Consider the following 21,786-nt stretch of genomic DNA (forward strand, 5'->3'; position numbering starts at 1 on the left):
TTGTCGTTATTAACATTGTAAGGGACAACCCTTCTTTTTTGTTGCCTATTTTCTATTTACACAAGAATTTATACTGAACCACTATATGTCTGAAACAACTCAAACAAAAGAAACAGTTGGATCATTTACGATGAAAGTCCTTAATGGTTCAGCGACTGCCATTATCGTGTCACTTTTACCAAGTGCCATTTTGTCAACCTTCTTGACTCCCATCGCAGGAAGCAACGCGATTGTGGCCAATCTTTTGCACAGTGTGACCGTCTTCCAATACTTCTTTGCCGTAATGTGCGGTTTCTCAACCGCCAAACAGTTCAACCTGGGCTATACTGAAGCAGCCTGTGTGGGCGGGGCAGCCTTCCTGGGCTCCGGCTGTGTGACCGCGGTAACTACCACGGTTAAGGGCGTGTAACTACCACCAGCTTCCAATTAGCTGGGATGGGGGACGTTATCAACACCATGCTGACGGCAGCCGTTGCTGTTCTCTTCATCAAGTGGGTCGGCAACCGTTTCGGCTCACTGGGGATCGTCTTCTTCTCAATCCTGGCCGGGACTGGCGTCGGTTTCCTGGGCAGCTTGACCAAGCCTTACGTATCCCTGGTAACCACGGCCATCGGTGACGTGATCAACACCTTCACCAAGCTGGCTCCATACCCATGTGTATCCTGATCGCCATGTCCTTCGCGATCATCATCGTTACCCCGCTGTCAACTGTAGCCATCTCCGTGGCCATCGGCCTGGCCGGCATGGGTTCTGCCGCAGCTGGTTTCGGTCTGGCAAGTACCGCTGCCTTCCTTTTCTGGGCAACCATGAAGGTTGACAAGCCAGGTGTGCAAGTTGCTATCTTCTTAGGCGCCATCAAGATGATGATGCCAAACTTCCTGAGATACCCAGTGATCGGGATCCCGATCGCTTTAACAGCGGCTATCTCAACTCTCTCCGTGCCAATCCTTGGCATGCAGGGGACCCCGGCTTCCGGTGGTTTCGGCTTGATCGGGGCGGTTTCTCCTTTAGCAGTCTACAATGCCGGCTTCCACAACGTGCTGGTGCTGGTCATCGTCTGGGTAGTCGTGCCATTCGCGGTTGGCTACCTGATGAAGAAGATCTTCGTTGACTGGACCAAGATCTGCAAGCCGGAATACTTCATCAGTCCGGCCCATTAATTGTCATTAAAATACTCCTTAATCTATTCCAATAAACCATATTTTTCCTCAGATAGTTCAAGTCCACGGCTGAAGCTTTGTCAGCCGCGGCTTTTTCGTCTTCCTTGACAAAAAATAATATTATTAGTAGGCTAAAGTAGTCAATTGTTAAGGAACCTTTAAATTCAGTCCCGTGAGGCTGACAAGGACATTCCTGTTCCGGGTTCCAGTATTTGGAAAGGAAGATTTCTTTTGAAAGAAGACAAGACATTCCGGAACCCTGAAGCGGTTTTGGACGTCCAGGACAAGCCGAAGTTCGGTCCCTGGCTGCTGCTCTCAATCCAGCACCTCTTCACCATGTTCGGTTCGACCGTCCTGGTTCCGCTTTTAATCGGCTTAAAGCCAAGCATCGCCCTCTTCTGTTCAGGGGTGGGGACCTTGGTCTACATCCTCTGCACCCAGGCGAAGATCCCAGCCTACCTGGGCTCATCTTTTGCCTTTATCGCTACTATGCAGGCCTTGATGAAAAATTACGGCTACCCGGCCGTAGGGCAGGGGGCCATCGCGGCTGGTCTGGTCTACGTCATCGTGGCCCTCTTGATCGCCCGCTTCGGTTCCCGCTGGCTGGACAAGATCCTGCAGCCAATCGTGGTTGGCCCGATCATCATCGTTATCGGCCTGTCACTAGCGACGACCGCGGCTAACGACGCCATGTTCAACGCCAGCGGCAAGTACAGCCTGACTTACTTCGGGGTAGCGATTTTTACCCTGGTTATTACCATTATCTTCAACATGTTTTTGGAGGGCTTCCCGAGCATGATACCGGTTTTGCTGGGGATCATCTGCGGCTACCTCATGGCCCTCTTCTGCGGGATCGTTGACCTGTCCGGCGTTGAAAGTGCCAAGTGGTTCTCTTTGCCCGCCTTTGATGTTTTAGGCGTCAGTTACAAGTTCAAGTGGTATCCGGCCGCCATCATCACTATGGCGCCAATTGCTTTTGTTACTATGACTGAGCACATGGGCCACATCATGGTCTTAAACAAATTGACCAAGCGGAACTTCTTTGAAGACCCGGGCCTGCACCGGACCCTGCTGGGCGACGGTCTTTCCAGCATCGTCGCCGGCTTTTTAGGCGGCCCGCCAACCACCTCCTACGGGGAAAACATCGGCGTTTTGGCCATGACCAAGGTCCACAGCGTCTTCGTCTTGGGCGGGGCAGCCTTCTTCGCCATCGTCTTCTCCTTCGTCGGCAAGGTGTCAGCGGTGATCGAATCCATCCCAACCCCGGTTATCGGGGGGATCTCCTTCCTGCTCTTCGGGATGATCGCGGCCAACGGCCTGCGGATCCTGGTTGACAACAAGGTCGACTTTGAAAAGAAGCGAAACCTGGTCATCGCTTCCGTCATCCTGGTTATCGGGATCGGGGGCACCTACCTCAAGATCGGCTCATTCCAGCTGACCAGCATCGGTTTGGCTACGGTCTTCGGGATTCTCTTGAACCTGATCTTGCCGGAAAAGGCAGCCAGCGAACAATAGAACTTTTGCAAATAGCTTTCCATATTGCATGGAAGGCTATTTTTTATTTAAAAAGCTGCCTTTTTGGTTTAAGATAGGTAAGTAACAAAGAACAAACAGAGGGATTTTTTGATGAACAATTTACCAGAAGAATTAGCAAAAATTGTTAAGGAAGTCGACGAGCAGATCGCCGGCCGCCTGCATGAAATCGACGAACAGGTTATTTACAATCAGGCCAAGGTCCTGGAAGCCTTCGTGGACAACGCGGTCGCTGAATCTGACTTGAAGGGGACCAACGGCTACGGGGACGACGATGAAGGCCGGGACAAGCTGGAGCGGGTCTACGCCCAGGTTTTCCACACTGAAGACGCCCTGGTGCGGCCGCAATTCGTTTCCGGGACCCACACCCTGGCAACCGCCCTTGACGGCAACCTGGTGCCAGGCGACACTTTGACTTACCTGACGGGGATGCCTTACGACACCCTGCAGCACGCTATCGGCCTTACCCCAGACAAGGCCGGCACCTTGATTGAAAAGGGGGTCAAGTTCTCCTATGTGCCGCTAAAAGAAGACGGCAGCGTCGACTTTGAAGAGGGGGAAAAGATCTTAAAGCGGGACCAGCCGAAGATCGTGGCTATTCAGCGGTCCCGGGGTTACGACACCCGGGAAAGCTTCCCGGTTGCCAAGGTCAAGGAAATGATCGACTTTATCAAGGAAGTCAGTCCCCAGTCCTTGATCTTCGTTGACAACTGCTACGGGGAGTTTTCGGAAAAGCATGAGCCGACTGAATATGGGGCCGACTTCATGGCCGGTTCTTTGATCAAGAATGCCGGGGGCGGGATTGCCCAGACTGGTGGCTACATCGTCGGCAGAAAAGGCTTGATCCACCGGGCAGCCAGCCGGCTTTTTGCCCCGGGGATCAGCGACTCAGAAGGGCCAACCTTAAACAGCCTGCATGAGTTCTACGAAGGCTTCTTCCTGGCGCCAAACGTGACCGGGGAAGCCATCAAGGGGATGATCTACTCAGCCGCCTTGATGGAAAAGCTGGGCTTCGACGTGTCTCCTAAGTGGGATGCCCCGCGGACTGACCTGATCGAACTGATCACCTTCAACGACAAGGAAAAGATGATCAAGTTTTGCCAGGAAGTGCAGAAGAACTCACCGGTTGACTCCTTTGTTACCCCAATTCCAAGCCACATGCGGGGCTACGAAGATGAAGTCATTATGGCCGGGGGGGCCTTTGTCTCCGGGTCAACGGTTGAATTCTCAGCTGACGGCCCGATCCGTCCGCCCTACGCTGTCTACATGCAGGGCGGTTTGACCTACGCTCATGACAAGATCGCCGTGACCAACGCGGTCAAGTCAGTTCTCTTTGGTGACTAAGGGAAAAAGAAAAAATAAAAAATAGTTCAGAAGATAGAAAAAACGTTGACACGAGATTGTGTCAACGTTTTTTGTCAGCTCAAGATTCTTTAAGGACTTCAGCCCAGACTTCGCCGTCCTCTTGGTAGACCCCTTGGATTTCCGGATCAAGTCCCGGGAACTTTCGGGCAGCGCCGATCAAGACTTGGAAGTAGGCAACATCCAGGTCCTGCCAGCGTTCACCAGGTGCCACGATGAAGACACCAGGCGGGTAAGGGAGGGCGCCTTCCAAGGCCATGCGGCCCTTGGCGTCGGCCAGTTTGACCAGTTCGCTGTTGCCGTGGGCGAATTCGCGGTCAGCTTCTTTTGGCGTCAGCTCGTAATTTTGGAAGCTATCCTTTAGGAAAAGAGCTTGCTGGAGCTTAAAGATCTCATGCTCTTGGTAGTAGTGGTGGAGCTCCTGGCAGAGCTGGTAGAGGGTATAACCCTCGTAGCGGTCAGGGTACTGGGCTACTAATTCCGGCATGATGGCAGACAGGGGCGCCTTAGTCAAGTAGGCTTCTTCAAAGGCCATTAAGGCCGAGAAAAGGCCGTTCATATCGACTTGCCCCTCGCCTGGCGTGAGCAGGTAGAGGGTGGAGTAGCTGTCGGACTTTTCCGGGATGATGTGCTTTTCATGCAGGTAGAGGGAAACGATGGCGCCAGGGATGCCTTCTTCGGTGAAGGCAGCTTTTGCCAGGTCAATGCCGGGTGTCATCAAGGTGACTTTTACCGGGCTTAGGGCAACTTCACCCGGAGCAAGCAATTTGAAGCCGTGCCAGTCATCATCTGGGGACAGTTTCCAGGCTTCCGGGTCCTGGGCCAAGACATCAGTTGGCAGGTTCTCCCACTTTTGCCCGTGGACAGTTGGGGGAACGAGGGGCTTAAAGAGCTTGCTTTCCTTTAAAAGGCGCTTGCGGAAGTCGATGCCTAATTTAACCGTATCGTTCCACCAGCTGTTAACGGCCGGTGAAGCAGCCATGGCGCTGTTAACGACAAGAGAAGCGTAGACCGGGTAGGAGTAGCTGGTCGTAACGTACTTCATGTAGGCATGGTTAAAGTGCTTGTGGTCGACGTAGCGCTTTTGTCCCTTGATGTGGCTGTCTTTTTTCAAAATCTGGGAGGCCTGGCCCACGCCGGCTTGCTGCTTGTGGACGGACTGGGTGACCAGGATGCCTGGGTCATCGGGGCCGTAGGTCTGCTGGAAAGGAGAGAAGTCTCTGAGGACGTCGACAAATTGTTCATAGCCGCCCCAGGCGCAGTCAAAGAGGATGTAGTCACAGAGGCGGCCGAGCTTTTTCAAGATAAGCTTGGCGTCATAGAAGATGCCGTCGTAGGTTTCCAGCTGCAGAACCGCCAGGCGGAAAGGTCGGTCAGCCTTGGCGCGGCCAGGGGCGACCTTGGCGATTTCCCGGCGGATCAAGTCTTCATCAAGACTGGCGGCGGTCAAAGGCCCGATCAAGCCGTCAGCGTTCCGGTCAGTTGGCAGGTAGACCGGCTTGCCCCGGTCATGACCAGGGCGCTGTTGTAGATGGACTTGTGGTTGTTGCGGTCAAAAAGGACCAGGTCGCCTTCATCTAAAAGGGCGGTGGTGCAGATAGTGTTGGCGCTGGTTGTGCCGTTGGTGCAGAAGTAGACCTTGTCGGCATTGAAGGCTTTAGCTGCTTCTTGCTGGGCTTCTAAGGGCCCGCCAGTGTGGTTCATCATATCGCCGAGTTCTGAGACGCAGTCAGAAGTATCGGCTCTGAAGTAGTTGTCACCGAAGAAGTTGCGCAAGACTGCTCCAGCTGGGTGGCGGTCATAGAAGCGGCCGTTGTGGTGGCCAGGAGTATCGAAGACCAGGTCGTCTTGGTCAGAAAAAGCCGTCAGCTCCCGGATGAAGCGGGGAACGTTGGCTTCTTCGTAGGTCTGGGCCAAGCGGCTGATTTTAGCTGGAGAGGTCTCAGGAGTAAATTCGATCAAGGGCAAGTCCAGACCCAGCTTTTCCTTCATGGTCTGGTAGATGCCCCGGGACCGGCTGTCTTTTTCATCGATGACTATGGCAGCCAGGCTTGCGGGGTTGACCAGCTCGGTCAGTTCAGTTTTGGGCCAGTCGATTGGCAGATAGGGCAGAAGCTCTTTTTTAGCAGCGATTGCTAGATAATGCATTGAAAAATTCCTTTCTGTTTCATGGGTTGATGGAAGTTGCTACTTGTTCTTGCGGTCACGTTCATCGCGGAGAAAATGATCAAAGAACCAGTCATATTGAGAGAGAAACAAGAGGATACCGGCGATGACCGCGATTTGAAGCTAGTCGGGGATGCCATTACCGCCGGTCAGCTTAAGAAAGGCAACCCGCAAGTAGGAATGGCCAACAAAGAGACAATACAAAGAGTCGAGAATAGCTGTAGCGGACAAAGGTGTCGCGGGTACTCGCAAAAACTTTTTCATATCTGTTCCTTTCTGTTACTTGGCATTTTTCATAAAAGCGCGTACCACTCAATTCAGTATCTTTATAAAAATTGTAGTATGCATAGGTAAATTATACACTTTCAAGCTTTTTTTGCCAAAAAGCATTCTTGATTGACGCATTGAGTGATGTTTACTTTTTGCGCGTTTACTTACACGAAAAAGGCCTGCTGTTCTTGCCAAGAGCAAATTAACCAAATATTTTTTACTAAAAGCTGGCTAATGACCGGTATGCGGATAACTTTCACTTAACGATTGAAAGAATTTTTATCAAATTCGCCAATTGCAAGAATAAATTGAAAAAACTATAGAATTTTCAAAACAATAGTAATAAAATGAAAACGACACTTTTTTGATTGGAGACGGTGCAGTGACCAGCTTTTTAAAGCGTCAAAATAAGCCCCCGTCCAGGCAAATTGCCGCTTAAGACAATTTGACCAATAAGGAGCTCGATTTACAGAATGATTGAAGAAACCCCAAAAAAGCACTACATGGCCTGGTTGACCTTGGCGATGCTCGACTTCGTCACCATCATCCGCTTTGAAGATGTTTTCTACCCATACCAAAACCAAGGTCTGTCCGTAATCTTTTCATGGATTTTCCTTTTGATTTGCTACCAATTGCCATATACCTTGATCGCCACCCAATTGGGCCTGGCCTACAAGGATACTGAAGAAGGGGGCCTGGCCTCCTGGATCCGGCGGGGGACGGGCAGCGACGTATTAGGCTACGCTACCAGCTGGATGTACTGGGCCCAAACCGTGCCCTACCTGGTGGACGTGTCCAACTCCATCATCGTTTCCATTTCCTGGATGATCCTGGGTAACAACGCTTTAGGCAAGCACATGTCACCTTTCATGTTCGGCCTTTTGACCTTTGTCATCATCTTGATCTTTATCTTGTGCGAAAGTGCATATAAAAACTCCCTGGACCTTCTGTCCTTGATCGGGGGGATTGCCATGTTCGCCATGTCCGTGATCTTCGTGATCCTGATCATCTGGGCTCTCATGCACGGCGGACACATCGCCACCAAGATGGAATGGTCCAGCTTTAAGCCGAACTTCAGCGTCCACTACTTCTCCACGACTGGCCTTTTGATCTTTGCCATGTCCGGGGCGGAACTGGCCGCGCCTTACGTTACCCGGCTGAAGAACCCCCGCAAAGAATTCCCGAAGTCAATGTGGATGCTTTTTGCCATGACGGTCTTCATGACCTTGACCGAAACTCTTGGTCTGGCCGTCCTCTTTGACGCTAAACACATCCCGCACGACTTTAAGATGAACGGGGCCTTCTACGCCTTCCAGCTTCTGGGTGAAGAAGCCGGCATGGGTAAGAGTCTCATGTACATGTACGCCATCGTCTGCCTCTTGAACTTCATGGCCGACCTGGCCGCCTTGATCGACTCCGCCAGCCGGGTCTTTGCCTCTGACACTTCTGAAAAGTACATGCCAAGCTGGCTCAGAAAGAAGAACAAGGATGGGCTGCCTGTTAACAGTTACGTGCTGACTTGCAGCATCACTCTCTTCCTTTTGCTTTTGTCAGGGACCTTGCCGGAAATCAACGATATCTTTAACTGGCTCTTGAACTTGAACGGGATCGTATCCCCGTATAAGACTTCCGTAGTCTTCCTGGCCTTCTTAGCCTTCCGCTACCGGCACAAGACTTTTGCCAAGGACGACTTCGTCTTCATCAGAAACAACAAGGGAGCCCTGGCGGTCGGCTGGTGGTGCTTCATCTTCACCTTCATCTGTGCGACGATGGGCTTCCTGCCGCAAGACGTTACTTTTGAAAGTCCGCAATGGACCAAGCAGCTCTGGATGAACATCATCACCGTTATCGTCCTCTTCGGGACTGGCTTCCTCTTGCCATGGCTCAGAAAGCTGGAATTAAAGCACCAAGCCAAGGCGAACAGCTAATAATGCAGTAAAAAGAGTAAAGAAATAAGGGATCAGCTGGACTGATTCCTTATTTTTTTGTGCTATTCAGTTTTTCCGCCTCATCAATTGATAAGCAGGGGATGCTGCAGGGTCCAAATGGTCAAGAGGATGATGGCCAGGAGCAAAAGGAGGCTGGTAATTCTTAAAATCCGCCGCGTCTTTTGCCCCAAGGACCCGTCAAAGGAGTAGACCAGGCTGAAGCCGGCCAGGATGATCAAGAGGCTGTCACCCAGGAGGGGAAAAATATTGACTGTCATAGTTCACCTCAAAAATAATGTATCGATTATTTTATGAAAAATGCGCCGCTTTCGCGCCTTTTTGCTATGATTAAGTTAGCAATTTGCTAAGGAGATTAAGTATGCAGAAAATTAAAGTAATGACCGTTTTCGGTACCAGGCCAGAAGCCATCAAGATGGCCCCCCTGGTGCTCAAGCTGATCAGTGACGACCGCTTCCAGGCAGTTACGGTAGTCACGGCCCAGCACCGGGAAATGCTGGACCAGGTTCTGGAGATTTTTAAAATCCAGCCGGACTACGACTTAAACATCATGCAGCCCCAGCAGACCCTGGCTGACATCACCACCCGGGTTTTGACTGCTTTAAGCCAGATCATCCAGGAAGAAAAGCCGGATATCGTCCTGGTCCACGGGGACACGACGACTTCCTTTGCCGCCAGCCTGGCTGCCTTTTACCAGCAGACTCCCCTGGGCCACGTTGAAGCGGGCCTTAGAACCTGGAATAAGTATTCTCCTTTCCCGGAAGAGATGAACCGGCAACTGACCGATGTCTTGTCCGACCTCTACTTTGCCCCGACCTCTGTCAGCCGGGCCAACCTTTTAAAAGAAGGTCACCCGGAAGAAAATATTTTTGTCACGGGCAACACGGCCATCGATGCCCTGGCCCAAACCGTCCAGGCCGACTACCAGCATGAAGTCTTAGACAAGATTGGCCAGGGCAAGCGGATCATCCTGGTCACCATGCACCGGCGGGAAAACCAGGGTGAGCCAATGCGGCGGGTCTTCAAGGTGATGAAGGACGTGGTCGACCAAACTGACGACGTTGAAATTGTCTACCCGGTTCACCTCTCGCCAAGAGTCCAAGAAGCGGCCAAGGAAGTTTTAGGCGGCGACTCCCGGATTCACTTGATCAAGCCTTTAGACGTGGTCGATTTCCACAACCTGGCCAAGCGCAGCTACTTTATCATGACCGACTCTGGCGGCGTCCAGGAAGAAGCCCCGTCTTTGGGCAAGCCGGTTTTGGTCTTGCGGGACACGACCGAGCGGCCGGAAGGGGTCAAGGCCGGAACCTTGAAACTGGTTGGCACTGAAGAAGACGCGGTTAAGGCAGCCATGCTGGAGCTGCTGACTGACCCAGCTGCCTACCAGCAGATGGCTGAAGCTAAGAACCCATACGGGGACGGGCAGGCCAGCGACCGGATTTTAGATGATATTGCCTGGTATTTTGCCGGCAAAAAAGGCCCCAAGCCAGCAGACTTTTCTTGATTGGCCAACTTGCACGAATAAAAAAGCAGTGAAGCTCAGCTTCACTGCTTTTTTATTTTTTTCTCCAGCCGCTTCTTCAGGCTCTTTTCCTGCTTCTCGAAGACTGATTTGGTGGTCAGGTAGTTGAAGATGCCGACCAGGATCTGGTCGATGACCTTGACGATCAAGGCTGGCCAGCCCAGGACAGTCATCCCTAGCCACATGATCAAGGTGTCCGGCAGCAGGCTGATGATCCGGTAGGCAAAAAAGGACAGCAGCTTCTGCCACAATTTGTGTTCATGGTCCACGTTCTTGGTGAAGACCGCCTTGTGGTTGAACCAGAAGGAGGCCAGGTTGGACACGATAAAGGCAATCGTGTTGTCGATGACCAAGACGGTGTGCAAAAAGTCATGCATGAACATGAAGACAACCGTGTTGATCAAGGCCGCGATAAAGCCAAAGAACATGTAGACCCATAAATTGCGGTGGCGCTTGAAGATCCGCTCGCCTAAAGTCCGCCGGTTAAAATCTTTATCCATTTAATTTATCCGCCAACTCCTCAGCAGCTTGATCGATGCGCGCGATATCGTCATCGTCAGGGGCGTTTTCAACCGTGAGCGGGGGAATCAGTTCCTTGGCCCCGCAGGCCAGGAAGGCCTTCTCAAAGTCAAAAACGTTCTCGCAGTAGTGTTCCTTGTAGGTCTTGTCGCCAGAACCCATGACGGCAAAAGACTTGCCGGTCAAGTCCAGCTCCTTGAGCTGGTCGTAAAAGTCGGCAATTTCGTCAGTCATGGCGCCTTCCCCGTAAGTGTAGGTGATAAAGACGCACAGGTTGCTGTCTAAATAATCGCTGGCGTCAGTGAAGCTGACGTCAGAAGAATCTACTTCCAGGCCTTGGTCCAGCAGGCCTTCCTCCAGGATTTCGGCCATGTCCTCGTCGTTGCCGGTCATGCTGGCAAAAACAATCTTTGCTCTCATAAGTTAAGCTCCCAAAAAACAATTTCCAGAGTATTATACACGATTTGCCCCGGCTTGGCGAATCGGGCGCATTGCTACTTTAGCAAACTTTTAAAAAAGGTTATAATAGTGAAGACAAACTACTTCATTATGAAAGGAAAAACAAATTGATTACTATTAAATCTGTTCGTGAATTGAAGGGCATGCAGGCTTCCGGCCACTTGCTGGCGACCATGTTTGAGGCCTTGCGTGACGTGATCAAGCCAGGCATCTCCACCTGGGACATTGAAGAATTCTGCCAGGAATTCGTTTCCAGCCGGGGCGGCCGCTTGTCAGAACAAGGTTTTGAAGGCTATAAGTACGGCACCTGCATCTCCGTTAACGACGAAATTGCCCACAACATTCCCCGCAAAAATGTCTTTTTAAAGGAAGGCGACTTGGTCAAGGTTGACGTAACCTGCAACTTGAACGGCTATGAATCCGACTCTTGCACCACTTACGGGGTCGGCCAAATCTCAGAAGAAGACCAGCACTTGATGGACGTGACCAAGAAGGCCATGTACATGGGGATCGACCAAGCCGTAGTTGGCAACCGGATCGGGGACATCGGGGCTGCCATCCAGCACTATGTGGAGGATGAAGAAGGCTACGGCGACGTCCGGGAACTGATCGGCCACGGCATCCAGCCATCCATCCACGAAGACCCGGAAGTTCCTCACTGGGGCAAGGCCGGCCACGGCCTGCGCCTGCGGGAAGGGATGACCATCACCGTTGAACCAATGGTGGAAGCCGGCGGGGACTGGCGGATTTTGCAAAAGACGGTTGACGACCCGAATGACGACTGGGTCTTCTACGCAACCCCGGACGGGTCCAAGTCAGCCCAGTTCGAGCATACTTTTGCCATCACCAAGGACGGACCGAAGATCTTGACTTTGCAAAAGCCATACGACGGCCTGGAAAAGTACATTCCGCACTTTGACGAAATGGAAGACTAGGCATGGCGGAAAAAGTTGAGCCAGGACAAAAGGGGGTCCGGCGCTTTCTTACAACTCTTTCCTCGGTCGTTTCCCAGGGGGAGATTTTTCAAAGTTCCATCGTGATTGCCTACTACATCCTGTTTTCAATTTTTCCCATCGTCATCATTGTCGGTAACGCCTTGCCCTGGTTTCACCTGGCCACGGGACCGATTGCTGATTATTTGGAAATGATCTTTCCAAGTGACGTGGCCCGCTATATCATCCCGATCGTCGATACCCTGCTCAAGTCGAATTCGACCAGCTACATTTCCTTCGGTGCGATCATGGCCCTGTGGTCCATGTCCTGTATGGTGAACGCGGTCAGAATCGGGATGAACCGCCTCTATGGCGTCCACAATAAGGAACTGAAGCTGGGCTTCTGGCACTTTATCTGGAATCGGACCTTGACCGTGATCTTCAGTGCCTTGATGGTCACTATGTTCATTATTTTAGCCCTGGTCGTGGTCTTTGGCCAGGAGGTCCTGCATTTCCTGGCTCCTTACTTTAACCTGCCCCTGGCCTGGATTGACAAGCTCTCCAGCTACCGCTGGCTGGTTTTGCTAGTCTTGATGTTGATCGGGGTCTACTATTTAAACGCTGTAGCGCCCAATGTCCACTTCAAGAAGGCTCTTTTGCCCGGGACGATCGTGACGGTGGCCGGCTGGGAAGCCCTGTCTTATCTCTTTTCCTTCTACTTAAAAAAATTTCCGGTTAAGTGGGAAAATTATGGTATAGTTGGAACTTTTATCATTTTTATGCTCTGGCTCAATCTCCTGGCCATCCTGTTACTTTTTGGCACGGCGGTTAATGTCAGTTTGGACCAGCTGCGCTATGGGCCAGCGACCTATTCTAACGGCCCTTTGGCCGAGTTTATCGCCAAGCGGCGGAAAAAATAATTTTCCTTTTTCAAGAAGATTGGTCTATGTTTACTAGATTCTTTTCTAGAAATATGTTATTATACGCTTGCATTTAAAATGCTTTCATTAATGTGTGAAGTTAAGAAAAGAGGATGTAAATACATGAAAGTCAGAAAAGCGATCATCCCAGCTGCCGGTTTGGGAACCAGATTTTTGCCAGCAACCAAGGCCATGCCTAAGGAAATGCTGCCAATCGTTGACAAGCCAACTATTCAATTTATCGTTGAAGAAGCCATGGCTTCAGGGATTGAAGACATTCTGATCGTTACTGGCAGAAGCAAGCGGGCAATCGAAGACCACTTCGACTCAAACACGGAACTAGAAGACAACTTGACTGAAAAGCACAAGGACGTGCTTTTGAAGCTGGTCCGGGAAACCACCATGTCCAACATAAAGGTTAACCTTTACTTCACCCGGCAGCCGCATCCAAATGGCTTGGGGGATGCCGTCAACCGGGCTCGCAGCTTCATCGCCGGTGAACCTTTCGTGGTTATGCTAGGCGACGACTTGATGAGAGACAAGACGCCATTGACCAAGCAATTGATCGACTGCTACGATGAAACTCACGCTTCAACCATCGCGGTTATGAAGGTGCCGCATGAAGAAGTTAACAAGTACGGTGTCATCGACCCAATCGGCGAAACTGCTCCGGACCTGTACAACGTTAAGGCTTTTGTGGAAAAGCCAGACATTGACAAGGCCCCAAGTGACCTGGCCATCATCGGCCGCTACCTGCTGACTCCGGAAATTTTTGACATGCTGGACAAGCAAAAGGCCGGTGCCGGCGGTGAAATCCAATTGACTGACGCCATCGACGCCTTGAACAAGACCCAACGGGTCTTCGCCCACGAATTCAAGGGCCAGCGTTTTGACGTCGGCAACAAGGAAGGCTACATGGAAACTTCCATCCAATACGGTCTCCGTCACCCGGAAACCAAGGATGCTTTGCGCAAGTACATCATTGACTTGGGCAAGCGGCTGGAAAGCGAAGGCAAGAAGAAGCCTGCCGGCAAGTGAAATACGCAAAGAAAGAAGCTGTCTGAAGACCAGACAGCTTCTTTTTTCTACGCTTTTTTGTTACTTGCAGATGATCTTGCCCTCAGCTGGCAGGATCTGGACCCCGTAGACGGGAATTTCTTTTTCCTGCCAGCAGAAGCTGAGGGGGATGGACTTGCTCCCCTTGCCGGTCAGCTGGCGGAATTTAGCCAGGGTCATTGCCTGCCCGCCGCACAATAGCTGGCAGTCTTCCCGGGCCAAGACAAACTTACTGAGGGGGAGGGTCTGGTCTTGTACCTGCAGGTAGAGGACATTTTGCCCGCCCAGGCCAGCCAGGAGCTGTAAAAAATCTTCAAGCAGCATGGATAAACCTTTCTTTTTTTATTGTGGTATACTGTTCATATTGCTTAAAATAAAGGAACAAAGCGATAAAAAATGCAGAAACTATAGATAAAGAGGGAAAGAGGAGAGGAAACTGGTGAAAAAGAAGAATAAAAAGAGAAGCAATTATCGCCTAGTCAAAATTTTAGGGGGCCTCTTAGCCGTCTTAGCCCTGGCCTTGGTCGGGGCCGGCTACTACTTTTTCAACATGGCCGTGGTGCCGGGCAAGAAAAGCTTCGTGACCAACGGGACGGTGCAGTTGACCAAGTCCACCCCCCAGTACAAGCAGAAGCTCTGGTACAAGCAGGTGAAAAAGCAGCACTGGCAGCTGCGGTCGGCTAAGAACAATTATCTCCTGCGGGCCAATTATATTCCAGCTAAAAACTCGGCTAAAACCGTGATTATCCTGCACGGCTACATGTCCAACAAGAAAAATATGGGGGCCTATGCCCAGCTTTTCCACTCCCTGGGCTACAACACCCTTTTGCCAGACGCGGAAGCTCATGGGCAAAGTCAGGGCAAGTATATCGGTTACGGCTGGCTGGAGAAAAATGATGTCAAGAAGTGGGCCGAGCAGGTTATCAAGAAAAATGGCCAAAAGAGCAAGATCGTGATTTTCGGGGTCTCCATGGGCGGGGCCACGACCATGATGACCTCCGGCTTAAACTTGCCTAAGCAGGTCAAATGCTTTATTGAAGACTGCGGCTACACCAGTGCTAAAAATGAAATCGAGCACGAAGCCCAAGCGCTTTACAATATGCCGCCCTTTCCCCGCTTTCCCCTGGTGGAAATCTTGAGCGGGATTACCAAGTTAAAAGCCGGCTACTTTTTGGCCCAGGCCTCAAGCCTTGCCCAGCTGAAGAAGAATACCCGGCCCATGCTCTTTATCCATGGCAGCAAGGATACCTTTGTCCCAACTAAGATGGTTTATAAAAATTACCGGGCCAGCCGGGGGCCAAAGCAGCTCTTGATCGTCAAAGGGGCCCAGCATGCCAAGTCCTATGAGCACAATCCGGCTTTATATGCACGCACGGTCAAGCAATTTTTAGCAAAATACGCAAAATAATCCCTTGCAAGCGTTTGCATATCATGCTATACTGAAGGCGTGGAAGAGGTAGAAAACAACTGAACAGAAGTTTTTATCTCCAGATTGTAATTATTATTCGTTGTCTCTCTTATTGAGACCATAATAAAGGCTTGAAGCTTTTAACCAAGTGGCGATACACAATAGTCTAATTCATTTCATACGCTAGCACGTAAAACTCGAACAAGTGACTGCTTTATCTTAGCCGATATTAGCCATTGGTGAATTCTTAAAATTGAATATCGTGACTATTAATTTGATGAGCTACCTCATCCACTTGGAAAGACTGCCGAGGGCAGTTTAAAGGCGAGAAGATTTGATCTTCTCGCCTTTTCTAATGCTTATTTTCTTTTTGTGCTTCCTACTTGCGCAGGGTCAGCTTGGCGATGCACTCGCAGCGCGGGGTCTGCGGCAGCATGTCGACGTTTTCGATGACCCGGACGTCGTAAGCCTCGCCCAAAAGGACCAGGTCCTGGGCCAGGGTGGACGGGTTGCAGGAAATGTAGACGAAGCTGGCCGGCTTGACTCTGAGCAGGGTCTTGATCAAGGACTTGGCCAGGCCGGTCCGCGGCGGGTCGACGATCAAGGCATCGATTGGCAGGCCGTCTTCCTTCAAGCGGGGAAGGAGCTTTTCCACGCTGCCCTGCAGGTATTCTGCGTTTCTGACATGGTTGAGCTCAACATTGTGCTGGGCGTCCAAAACAGCTTCAGGGATGCTTTCGATCCCGACCACCTGCTTGACCTGGTCAGCCGCCAGGATCCCCAGGGTGCCGACCCCGGAGTAAGCATCGATCAAGGTCATGTCCGGCGTTAAGCTGAGCAGCTTTAAGGCTTCAGAATACAGGGTAGCCGTCTGGACCGGGTTCAGCTGGAAGAAGGACCGAGGACTCAAGTCAAACTTCTTGCCCATGATCTCTTCCGTGATCTGGTTCTTGCCCCGGAGCTTGCTGGTCTTGTTCCCCCAGACTTGCGGGTTCTGCCAGTCGGTTTCGTTTTGGTAGACGGAAACGACCTTTGGCAGGCGCATGATCTCGTCAGCCAGCTGCAGCAGATTGTCCAACTTGTGGCCAACAGTGATCAAGGTAACCTGCATCTCCTGGCTGGCTTCCGCCTGCCGGACCACAATAGTCTTAACGCCTGGCAAGTTCCGCCGTCGGTTGGCGATCGGGACGCGGAGCTTGATAATCAGATCCCGGATGGCCCGTTCAGTTGCCTGGGTGTCCTCGCTTTGGGTCGGCATTTCCGGCAGGTCGATCAATTGGTGGGAGTTAGGCGCGTACAGACCCAGGGAAACATGGTGGTTTTCCCGTTCGATCTGGTACTGGGCCTTGGCCCGGTAGTGCCACTGGTCTGGGGCCGGGATGGTGTTCTTGATCTTGTAGTTCTTGTAGCCGCGCGGGTGGTACTTTTCAAGGGCAGAGACCAGATTGTCCTTCTTGAACTTGAGCTGACCCGCGTAAGACAGTTGGGCCAGTTCCAGGCCCCCGATTCTCGGGTCAACGCCGGATGGGAAGGGAACCCGCTCCGGGCTGGCTTCCTTGATCCGGACTAATTCACCTTCCAGGTATTGGGGGTGGTCCTTGACGATCTTGGCCACCACGACTTCGTCTGGCAGGGCGCCGGGGATGAAGATGATCTTGCGCTTGTAGTAGCCGATCCCTTCACCGTTGATCCCCAGCCGCTTGATGGTGATGATGACGTGCCGCTCTTTAGAAGCGTTTTTTGAAAAATGTTTTTTCTGCATGTGTGCCTTCTTCTTTGTCTATTCTTTCTACAATAAAAATAACTGGAACCTTCGTAACATACTATTATACAGGGCTTTTTAAAGGGGGTGCAAGTTTTTCGCAGCTTTTGCGGCAATTTGCTAAGATAGAGTTGCCAGATTTGCCAAAAAGGAGGAAAAAATGGCCATTATCACGAAAGTTAGTGCACAAAAGCGGCAGGGGCGCTACAATATTTTTTTGGACCAGGAATACGCCTTTTCCGTCAGCGAGAAGACCCTGGCGGAATTTGTCCTGCTCAAGGGCCAGGAGCTTAGCCCCCAGAAGATCAATGAAATCCTGGACTATGAAGCCAGCGCCAAGGCCAGCGACCTGGCAGCCAGATACCTGTCCTACCAGCCCCGGACGGTCAAGGAAGTGACTGACTACCTCAGCCAGCATGAAATTTCTCGGTCAGCGGCCAAGCGGGCCGTTAACGAGCTGACCCAGCTGGGCTACCTGGAAGACGCGGCTTATGCCCGCCTTTTTGTCAAAAATAACCTCCAGGTCGGCAAGAATGGACCAGGGGCTGTCCGCCGGGACTTAAAGAAAAAGGGCGTTGACGATGACTTAATCGAAGCTGCCCTGGCAGACGTGACTGATGAGGAATGGGCCGGGGTTGGCAAGCGCCTGGTCAAGTCACTTTTGGGCCAGCAGGGGAAGATTGCCAAGCGGGAAGTCGACCGCAAGATGCAGACTAAACTGCTCAGCCACGGCTTCTCCGGCTCCCTGGCCCAGGCCGTGGCCCGGGATTTAGTCCCGGAAGCAGATGAGGACCAGGAAAGAGCGGCTCTGGCCAAGCAGGGCCTTAAGGCCTACAAGCGCTTCAAGCGCTATGAGCCAGGCGTAAGGGAGCAGAAGATGCGGCAGTATCTGTACAGCCACGGCTTTTCCGGGGATGAAATCAGCGCCTTTTTGGCCGGGGAAATCATTCCTTTAGAAGAACTGGAAGAATATTAGAAAATAGAAAGAAGTAAAGAGATGCAGACAGAAATTAACGAACTTACTTTTATCGGCAAGGCCTTTCCTGACCGGATGATGGATGCAAACGGGACCTTCGCGGCCGCCAACCAGGAACTGGAAGCTGACCCGGCCTTTCAAGCCTTTGTCAAAGAGGCCGGCCTTGCCGGGCAGCGGGCGTCCTTGATCGTTTTTGGCCCGGAAAACTTCATGTACTGGTACGGGGTGATCGCGCCTAAGGATAGCGAAGTTGGCGGCCTGATCAAGTTTTCTCTGCCAAGCGCCCGGGTTTTCCAAAAAGAAGAGACTGCCAACGTGGCCTATTTCGACCTGCCCCTAAACTTTGAACTGCCCCGCTTTTTGGATGAAGCCGGCGATTTAGGCAGCGACTTCCAGGCTCAGCTGGAGGAGAATCCTAACCCTTATATCCTCCGCCAGCTGGATTTAGGCAGTAAAAAACTGACCAAGAGCCTTTACCTCCCGGTCAGTCAGAATTAGGATTGCTTGATTTCAGCGTCAATGGACAGGTTGTCGTATTCGATATAGGCCCCTAGGCAAGTTGAAATGAACATGACCAAGATGACGAAGCCCATGGAGGTGCCGACAATCCATTCCAGGGGCAAAAGCAGGCGGATCACGATCGTGGCCAGGGTGCAGAGGACAAAGTCCAGGATAAAGTTGGCTACCTGCAAGAGCGGCCGGAGGCGGATGCTGAAGAAGCGTAGAATTTGCTGCAGGAAGCTGTCATAGATGTCTCCGGCCAGCAAATTCAAGGGCCGCTGGATCGTGGCCTTGACGGCCAGCATGATGATGGACCCGACAAAGGCCCCTACAGCCGTGCGGAAGGGGTCAGTCGAGTGCAGGACCAGGGCGTTAAAGCCGATCCCGATGATGGCCAGGCTGCAGATGTAGGGGATCAAGAGCAGGAAGACGAAAACTAACATAATGCGGCGCATTTTCATGGTAAAACACCTCTTTCTACTGGGCTATTTTAACATATTCCCGTAAGATCATATGCTATAATGTAAATATTTAAGGATTTTACGAAAGAGAGTTAAGAAAATGACAAGCGACCCTGCGACCGGCAGCCTGTTTGGCAAACTGAGAAGCCGTTTTTCCAGCAATGAAGAAAGCGGCAAGGACCAGCTGCAGGCAGAAATTGACCAGCTGCATGCCGGCAATGTTTTGACTGATATTGAATATTCGATGATTGAGGGCAGTATGGCTTTCCATGACAAGGTAGCCCGGGAAGTCATGGTGCCGCGGACTGACGCCTTCATGATCGACATTGAGGACGACCTGGAGGAAAACCTGGATGACATCCTCCGCCAGCCTTATTCAAGAATTCCCGTCTACCGCCAGGACAAGGACCAGATCGTGGGTGTCATCCACATCCGTACCATTCTTAGAGAGGCCCGCCAGCACGGCTTTGACCAGCTGACTTATGACCGCTTGATTTCCCCGCCCCTTTTTGCCCCGGAAACGATCGAGCTGGACGACTTGCTGGTGCAGATGCAGACCAGCCAGCAGCAATTGGCCATCCTAACTGATGAATATGGCGGGGTGACCGGCCTGGCCAGCATCGAGGACTTGCTGGAAGAAATCGTTGGCGACATTGACGACGAGGTCGACAAGGCAGAAGTTTTGGTCCGGCAGCTGAATGACCGGCAATTTGACATTTACGGCAAGATGCCTTTGACCGACTTCAACGACCTCTTTGGCACCGACCTGGAAATGGAAGACGTTGACACCCTGGCCGGCTATATGATCACCAAACTTGGCGTGATCCCGGGCAGAGGCGAGCAGCTGGAAGTGCCCCTGGACAACGGCATGGTTTTGACGACCAGAAGAATGCGGGGGTCGCGGCTCTTAACTGTCTTGTTGACCCTGCCAGAAGAAAATTACGAGGAAGAAACTGAAGAATAATGAACAAAGAACTTTTAGACAAAGTAAACAAGCGGCGGACTTTCGCAATCATTTCCCACCCCGACGCCGGTAAGACGACGATTACGGAACAAATGCTGCTCTTGGGTGGGGTGATCCGCAGCGCCGGGACCGTTAAGGCCCGCAAGACCGGGAACTACGCCACCAGTGACTGGATGGAAATCGAAAAGAAGCGTGGGATTTCCGTTACCTCATCCGTTATGCAGTTTGAATACCAGGGCAAGCGGATCAACATCCTGGACACCCCAGGCCACCAGGACTTCTCAGAAGACACCTACCGGACTTTGATGGCGGTTGACGCCGCGGTCATGGTTATCGACTCCGCCCGCGGGATCGAGCCGCAGACCAAGAAGCTCTTCAAGGTCGTGCGGCAAAGGGGAATCCCGGTCTTTACCTTCATGAACAAGCTGGACCGGGACGGCCGGGAACCCCTGGACCTGGTCGCTGAACTGGAAGAAGTCCTGGGCATTGAAGGTGTGGCCATGAACTGGCCGATCGGGATGGGGCAGAGCCTGCTGGGCCTTTACGACCTGGCCAACCAACGGGTTGAACTCTACCACCCGGAAGAAGGGCAGGACCGCTTTATCGCTTTAGCAGACGGAAAGGCGCCAGCCGGCAGTCCTTTGGCCGATGACCCGCAGTTTGAAGAAACCTTGGGTGAAATCGAGCTTTTGGAAGGGGCCGGGGCCAGCTTTGACCGGGCAAAGGTTTTGGCCGGCCAGCAGACTCCAGTCTTCTTCGGGTCAGCCTTGACCAACTTCGGGGTAGAAACTTTCCTGGAACAATTCGTTGACCTGGCACCAGCGCCAGGCGAGCACGAAGTCAACGGGGATGAAGAACTGAAGCCAGATGATGACGAATTTTCCGGCTTCATCTTCAAGATCCAGGCCAACATGAACCCCCAGCACAGAGACCGGATTGCTTTTGTCCGGGTCTGCAGCGGGGAATTCAGCAAGGGCCTGGACGTAACCCTGGCCAGAACCGGCAAGCAGGTCCGCTTGAACAATGCCGTTGAATTTGAATCCAGTGCCCGGGTCCAGGTTTCTGAAGCCGTGGCCGGGGACATTGTCGGCCTCTACGACACTGGCAACTTCCAGATCGGGGACTCTATCTACGCTGGCAAGCGCAAGCTGGAATTCCCGCCGCTGCCGGAATTTACCCCGGAACTCTTCATGCGGGTTTCACCAAAGAACGTCATGAAGCAGAAGTCCTTCCACAAGGGGATGAACCAGCTGGTTCAAGAAGGGGCTGTCCAGCTCTACCGCAACTACCAGACCGACGACTACATTTTGGGAGCGGTTGGCCAGCTGCAGTTTGAAGTCTTTCAGTACCGGATGAAGAACGAATACAACTCTGAAGTTGAAATGACTTCCATCGGCCACCGGGTAGCCCGTTGGATCAACCCGGACCAGCTGGACCCGAAGATGTCTTCCAGCCGGAACCTCCTGGTCAAGGACCGCTTTGGCAATCCTCTCTTCCTCTTTGAGAACGCCTTTGCTGAACGCTGGTTCCACGACAAGTACCCGGATGTGGAACTGACGGAAAAGCTGTAATGCAAAGAAGCAAGTAAAAACAAATCAGCAAAAGAAGATAGCAAACAAGAAAAACGATGCCGCGAGGCATCGTTTTTTTGCGCATGATTGGTTTGACTGACTAGCATTCAGTCATTTCTGTTTTGCTCTTTGGCAAAAAGTAGTAAACGAGGTCAAGGATCGCTTGGGCAAACATTACCCCGGCCATCCAGTACATGGCCATCATCGTCTTGTCGGTAAAGGTGTAGAAGGCGACGATGCCGTACAGTAAGACCCATAAAATCTTCAAGTAAAGGTTGTTGTTCATCATAATTCTGAT

General features: G+C 51.8%; 19 protein-coding genes and 2 pseudogenes. 13 read left to right on the forward strand and 8 right to left on the reverse strand.

What is annotated here, in order from left to right; translation table 11 throughout:
• Positions 1-85 precede the first annotated feature (85 nt).
• The 3 genes and pseudogenes from FD23_RS03930 to FD23_RS03940 all read left to right on the forward strand — a co-directional run bounded on the left by FD23_RS03930 (position 86) and on the right by FD23_RS03940 (position 4,037).
• Positions 86-1,160: pseudogene (locus tag FD23_RS03930) on the forward strand (PTS sugar transporter subunit IIC).
• Between the two features lie 231 nt (positions 1,161-1,391).
• Positions 1,392-2,675, forward strand: a complete 1,284-nt coding sequence (locus FD23_RS03935) for a uracil-xanthine permease family protein (protein ID WP_052933574.1) — start codon at positions 1,392-1,394, stop codon at positions 2,673-2,675.
• A 111-nt stretch (positions 2,676-2,786) separates the two neighbouring features.
• On the forward strand, positions 2,787-4,037 hold the full coding sequence (locus tag FD23_RS03940) for a methionine gamma-lyase family protein (RefSeq protein ID WP_025896452.1): 1,251 nt from the start codon (positions 2,787-2,789) through the stop codon (positions 4,035-4,037).
• Positions 4,038-4,116: 79 nt separating this feature from the next.
• Here FD23_RS03940 and FD23_RS03945 read toward each other — a convergent pair.
• Positions 4,117-6,203 (reverse strand): annotated as a pseudogene (locus FD23_RS03945) (putative ornithine decarboxylase).
• A 761-nt stretch (positions 6,204-6,964) separates the two neighbouring features.
• Here FD23_RS03945 and FD23_RS03955 point away from each other — a divergent pair.
• Positions 6,965-8,419 carry an APC family permease gene (locus tag FD23_RS03955; protein WP_052933575.1) on the forward strand — a complete coding sequence of 485 codons (1,455 nt, stop codon included), beginning with the start codon at positions 6,965-6,967 and terminating at the stop codon, positions 8,417-8,419.
• Positions 8,420-8,502: 83 nt separating this feature from the next.
• Here FD23_RS03955 and FD23_RS03960 read toward each other — a convergent pair whose 3' ends face one another.
• Complete coding sequence (locus tag FD23_RS03960) at positions 8,503-8,697, reverse strand: hypothetical protein (RefSeq protein ID WP_025896156.1); 195 nt, start codon at positions 8,695-8,697, stop codon at positions 8,503-8,505.
• Between the two features lie 101 nt (positions 8,698-8,798).
• Here FD23_RS03960 and wecB point away from each other — a divergent pair, with 101 nt between their 5' ends.
• Positions 8,799-9,941: a non-hydrolyzing UDP-N-acetylglucosamine 2-epimerase gene (gene wecB / locus FD23_RS03965; protein WP_052933576.1), complete on the forward strand. Its 1,143-nt coding sequence runs from the start codon at positions 8,799-8,801 to the stop codon at positions 9,939-9,941.
• A 41-nt stretch (positions 9,942-9,982) separates the two neighbouring features.
• On the opposite strand, the gene FD23_RS03970 is transcribed toward wecB, so the two are convergent.
• Both FD23_RS03970 and FD23_RS03975 read right to left on the reverse strand, forming a co-directional pair.
• Positions 9,983-10,459 (reverse strand): GtrA family protein, encoded by a 477-nt coding sequence (locus tag FD23_RS03970; protein WP_052933577.1) that lies wholly within the window; start codon positions 10,457-10,459, stop codon positions 9,983-9,985.
• Positions 10,452-10,898 carry a flavodoxin domain-containing protein gene (locus tag FD23_RS03975; protein WP_025896154.1) on the reverse strand — a complete coding sequence of 149 codons (447 nt, stop codon included), beginning with the start codon at positions 10,896-10,898 and terminating at the stop codon, positions 10,452-10,454. Before FD23_RS03975 ends, FD23_RS03970 begins: the two co-directional genes overlap by 8 nt.
• 146 nt (positions 10,899-11,044) lie before the next feature.
• Here FD23_RS03975 and map point away from each other — a divergent pair, with 146 nt between their 5' ends.
• The 3 genes from map (at position 11,045) to galU (ending at position 13,827) form a co-directional block, all read left to right on the forward strand.
• Positions 11,045-11,872 (forward strand): type I methionyl aminopeptidase, encoded by an 828-nt coding sequence (gene map, locus FD23_RS03980; protein WP_052933578.1) that lies wholly within the window; start codon positions 11,045-11,047, stop codon positions 11,870-11,872.
• A gap of 2 nt (positions 11,873-11,874) precedes the next feature.
• Positions 11,875-12,789 carry a YihY/virulence factor BrkB family protein gene (locus FD23_RS03985; RefSeq protein ID WP_025896153.1) on the forward strand — a complete coding sequence of 305 codons (915 nt, stop codon included), beginning with the start codon at positions 11,875-11,877 and terminating at the stop codon, positions 12,787-12,789.
• Between the two features lie 123 nt (positions 12,790-12,912).
• A complete protein-coding gene (gene galU / locus FD23_RS03990; RefSeq protein ID WP_025896151.1) occupies positions 12,913-13,827 on the forward strand; it encodes a UTP--glucose-1-phosphate uridylyltransferase GalU in 915 nt (304 codons plus the stop codon).
• 60 nt (positions 13,828-13,887) lie between these two features.
• On the opposite strand, the gene FD23_RS03995 is transcribed toward galU, so the two are convergent.
• Complete coding sequence (locus FD23_RS03995; RefSeq protein ID WP_002877957.1) at positions 13,888-14,169, reverse strand: hypothetical protein; 282 nt, start codon at positions 14,167-14,169, stop codon at positions 13,888-13,890.
• A gap of 115 nt (positions 14,170-14,284) precedes the next feature.
• On the opposite strand from FD23_RS03995, the gene FD23_RS04000 reads away from it, so the two are divergent.
• Positions 14,285-15,253, forward strand: coding sequence for an alpha/beta hydrolase (locus tag FD23_RS04000; RefSeq protein ID WP_025895991.1), 969 nt, complete (start codon positions 14,285-14,287; stop codon positions 15,251-15,253).
• A gap of 379 nt (positions 15,254-15,632) precedes the next feature.
• Here the strand turns inward: FD23_RS04000 and rlmD are convergent, their stop codons facing one another.
• The gene (gene rlmD, locus FD23_RS04005) at positions 15,633-17,015 is read right to left on the reverse strand and encodes a 23S rRNA (uracil(1939)-C(5))-methyltransferase RlmD (protein ID WP_025895992.1); all 1,383 of its coding nucleotides are present in this window, start codon (positions 17,013-17,015) and stop codon (positions 15,633-15,635) included.
• 160 nt (positions 17,016-17,175) lie between these two features.
• Here rlmD and recX point away from each other — a divergent pair, with 160 nt between their 5' ends.
• Together recX and FD23_RS04015 are read left to right on the forward strand one after the other, a co-directional pair.
• A complete protein-coding gene (gene recX, locus FD23_RS04010; protein ID WP_052933579.1) occupies positions 17,176-17,991 on the forward strand; it encodes a recombination regulator RecX in 816 nt (271 codons plus the stop codon).
• Positions 17,992-18,012: 21 nt separating this feature from the next.
• Positions 18,013-18,489 (forward strand): hypothetical protein, encoded by a 477-nt coding sequence (locus tag FD23_RS04015; protein ID WP_025895993.1) that lies wholly within the window; start codon positions 18,013-18,015, stop codon positions 18,487-18,489.
• Here FD23_RS04015 and FD23_RS04020 read toward each other — a convergent pair.
• The gene (locus FD23_RS04020; RefSeq protein WP_025895995.1) at positions 18,486-18,953 is read right to left on the reverse strand and encodes a hypothetical protein; all 468 of its coding nucleotides are present in this window, start codon (positions 18,951-18,953) and stop codon (positions 18,486-18,488) included. The two genes, FD23_RS04015 and FD23_RS04020, sit on opposite strands and share 4 nt — an antisense overlap.
• 100 nt (positions 18,954-19,053) lie before the next feature.
• Here FD23_RS04020 and FD23_RS04025 point away from each other — a divergent pair, with 100 nt between their 5' ends.
• On the forward strand, positions 19,054-19,917 hold the full coding sequence (locus tag FD23_RS04025) for a hemolysin family protein (RefSeq protein WP_025895996.1): 864 nt from the start codon (positions 19,054-19,056) through the stop codon (positions 19,915-19,917).
• Entirely contained in the window at positions 19,917-21,488 is a 1,572-nt protein-coding gene (locus FD23_RS04030; protein ID WP_002877942.1) for a peptide chain release factor 3, read from the forward strand. Before FD23_RS04025 ends, FD23_RS04030 begins: the two co-directional genes overlap by 1 nt.
• 100 nt (positions 21,489-21,588) lie before the next feature.
• Here FD23_RS04030 and FD23_RS04035 read toward each other — a convergent pair whose 3' ends face one another.
• Positions 21,589-21,777 (reverse strand): hypothetical protein, encoded by a 189-nt coding sequence (locus tag FD23_RS04035; RefSeq protein WP_025895998.1) that lies wholly within the window; start codon positions 21,775-21,777, stop codon positions 21,589-21,591.
• Positions 21,778-21,786 lie beyond the last annotated feature (9 nt).

This window comes from Lactobacillus delbrueckii subsp. delbrueckii DSM 20074 = JCM 1012 (assembly GCF_001433875.1).
In the GTDB taxonomy this organism is placed as follows: domain Bacteria; phylum Bacillota; class Bacilli; order Lactobacillales; family Lactobacillaceae; genus Lactobacillus; species Lactobacillus delbrueckii.

Bases quoted from the DNA above. Each gene is read 5' to 3' on its own strand.
- FD23_RS03940 (WP_025896452.1), top strand. From the start codon at position 2,787: ATGAACAATTTACCAGAAGAATTAGCAAAAATTGTTAAGGAAGTCGAC.
- FD23_RS03955 (WP_052933575.1), top strand. From the start codon at position 6,965: ATGATTGAAGAAACCCCAAAAAAGCACTACATGGCCTGGTTGACCTTG.
- FD23_RS03960 (WP_025896156.1), bottom strand. From the start codon at position 8,697: ATGACAGTCAATATTTTTCCCCTCCTGGGTGACAGCCTCTTGATCATC.
- wecB (WP_052933576.1), top strand. From the start codon at position 8,799: ATGCAGAAAATTAAAGTAATGACCGTTTTCGGTACCAGGCCAGAAGCC.
- FD23_RS03970 (WP_052933577.1), bottom strand. From the start codon at position 10,459: ATGGATAAAGATTTTAACCGGCGGACTTTAGGCGAGCGGATCTTCAAG.
- FD23_RS03975 (WP_025896154.1), bottom strand. From the start codon at position 10,898: ATGAGAGCAAAGATTGTTTTTGCCAGCATGACCGGCAACGACGAGGAC.
- FD23_RS03985 (WP_025896153.1), top strand. From the start codon at position 11,875: ATGGCGGAAAAAGTTGAGCCAGGACAAAAGGGGGTCCGGCGCTTTCTT.
- galU (WP_025896151.1), top strand. From the start codon at position 12,913: ATGAAAGTCAGAAAAGCGATCATCCCAGCTGCCGGTTTGGGAACCAGA.
- FD23_RS03995 (WP_002877957.1), bottom strand. From the start codon at position 14,169: ATGCTGCTTGAAGATTTTTTACAGCTCCTGGCTGGCCTGGGCGGGCAA.
- rlmD (WP_025895992.1), bottom strand. From the start codon at position 17,015: ATGCAGAAAAAACATTTTTCAAAAAACGCTTCTAAAGAGCGGCACGTC.
- recX (WP_052933579.1), top strand. From the start codon at position 17,176: ATGGCCATTATCACGAAAGTTAGTGCACAAAAGCGGCAGGGGCGCTAC.
- FD23_RS04015 (WP_025895993.1), top strand. From the start codon at position 18,013: ATGCAGACAGAAATTAACGAACTTACTTTTATCGGCAAGGCCTTTCCT.
- FD23_RS04020 (WP_025895995.1), bottom strand. From the start codon at position 18,953: ATGAAAATGCGCCGCATTATGTTAGTTTTCGTCTTCCTGCTCTTGATC.
- FD23_RS04025 (WP_025895996.1), top strand. From the start codon at position 19,054: ATGACAAGCGACCCTGCGACCGGCAGCCTGTTTGGCAAACTGAGAAGC.
- FD23_RS04030 (WP_002877942.1), top strand. From the start codon at position 19,917: ATGAACAAAGAACTTTTAGACAAAGTAAACAAGCGGCGGACTTTCGCA.
- FD23_RS04035 (WP_025895998.1), bottom strand. From the start codon at position 21,777: ATGATGAACAACAACCTTTACTTGAAGATTTTATGGGTCTTACTGTAC.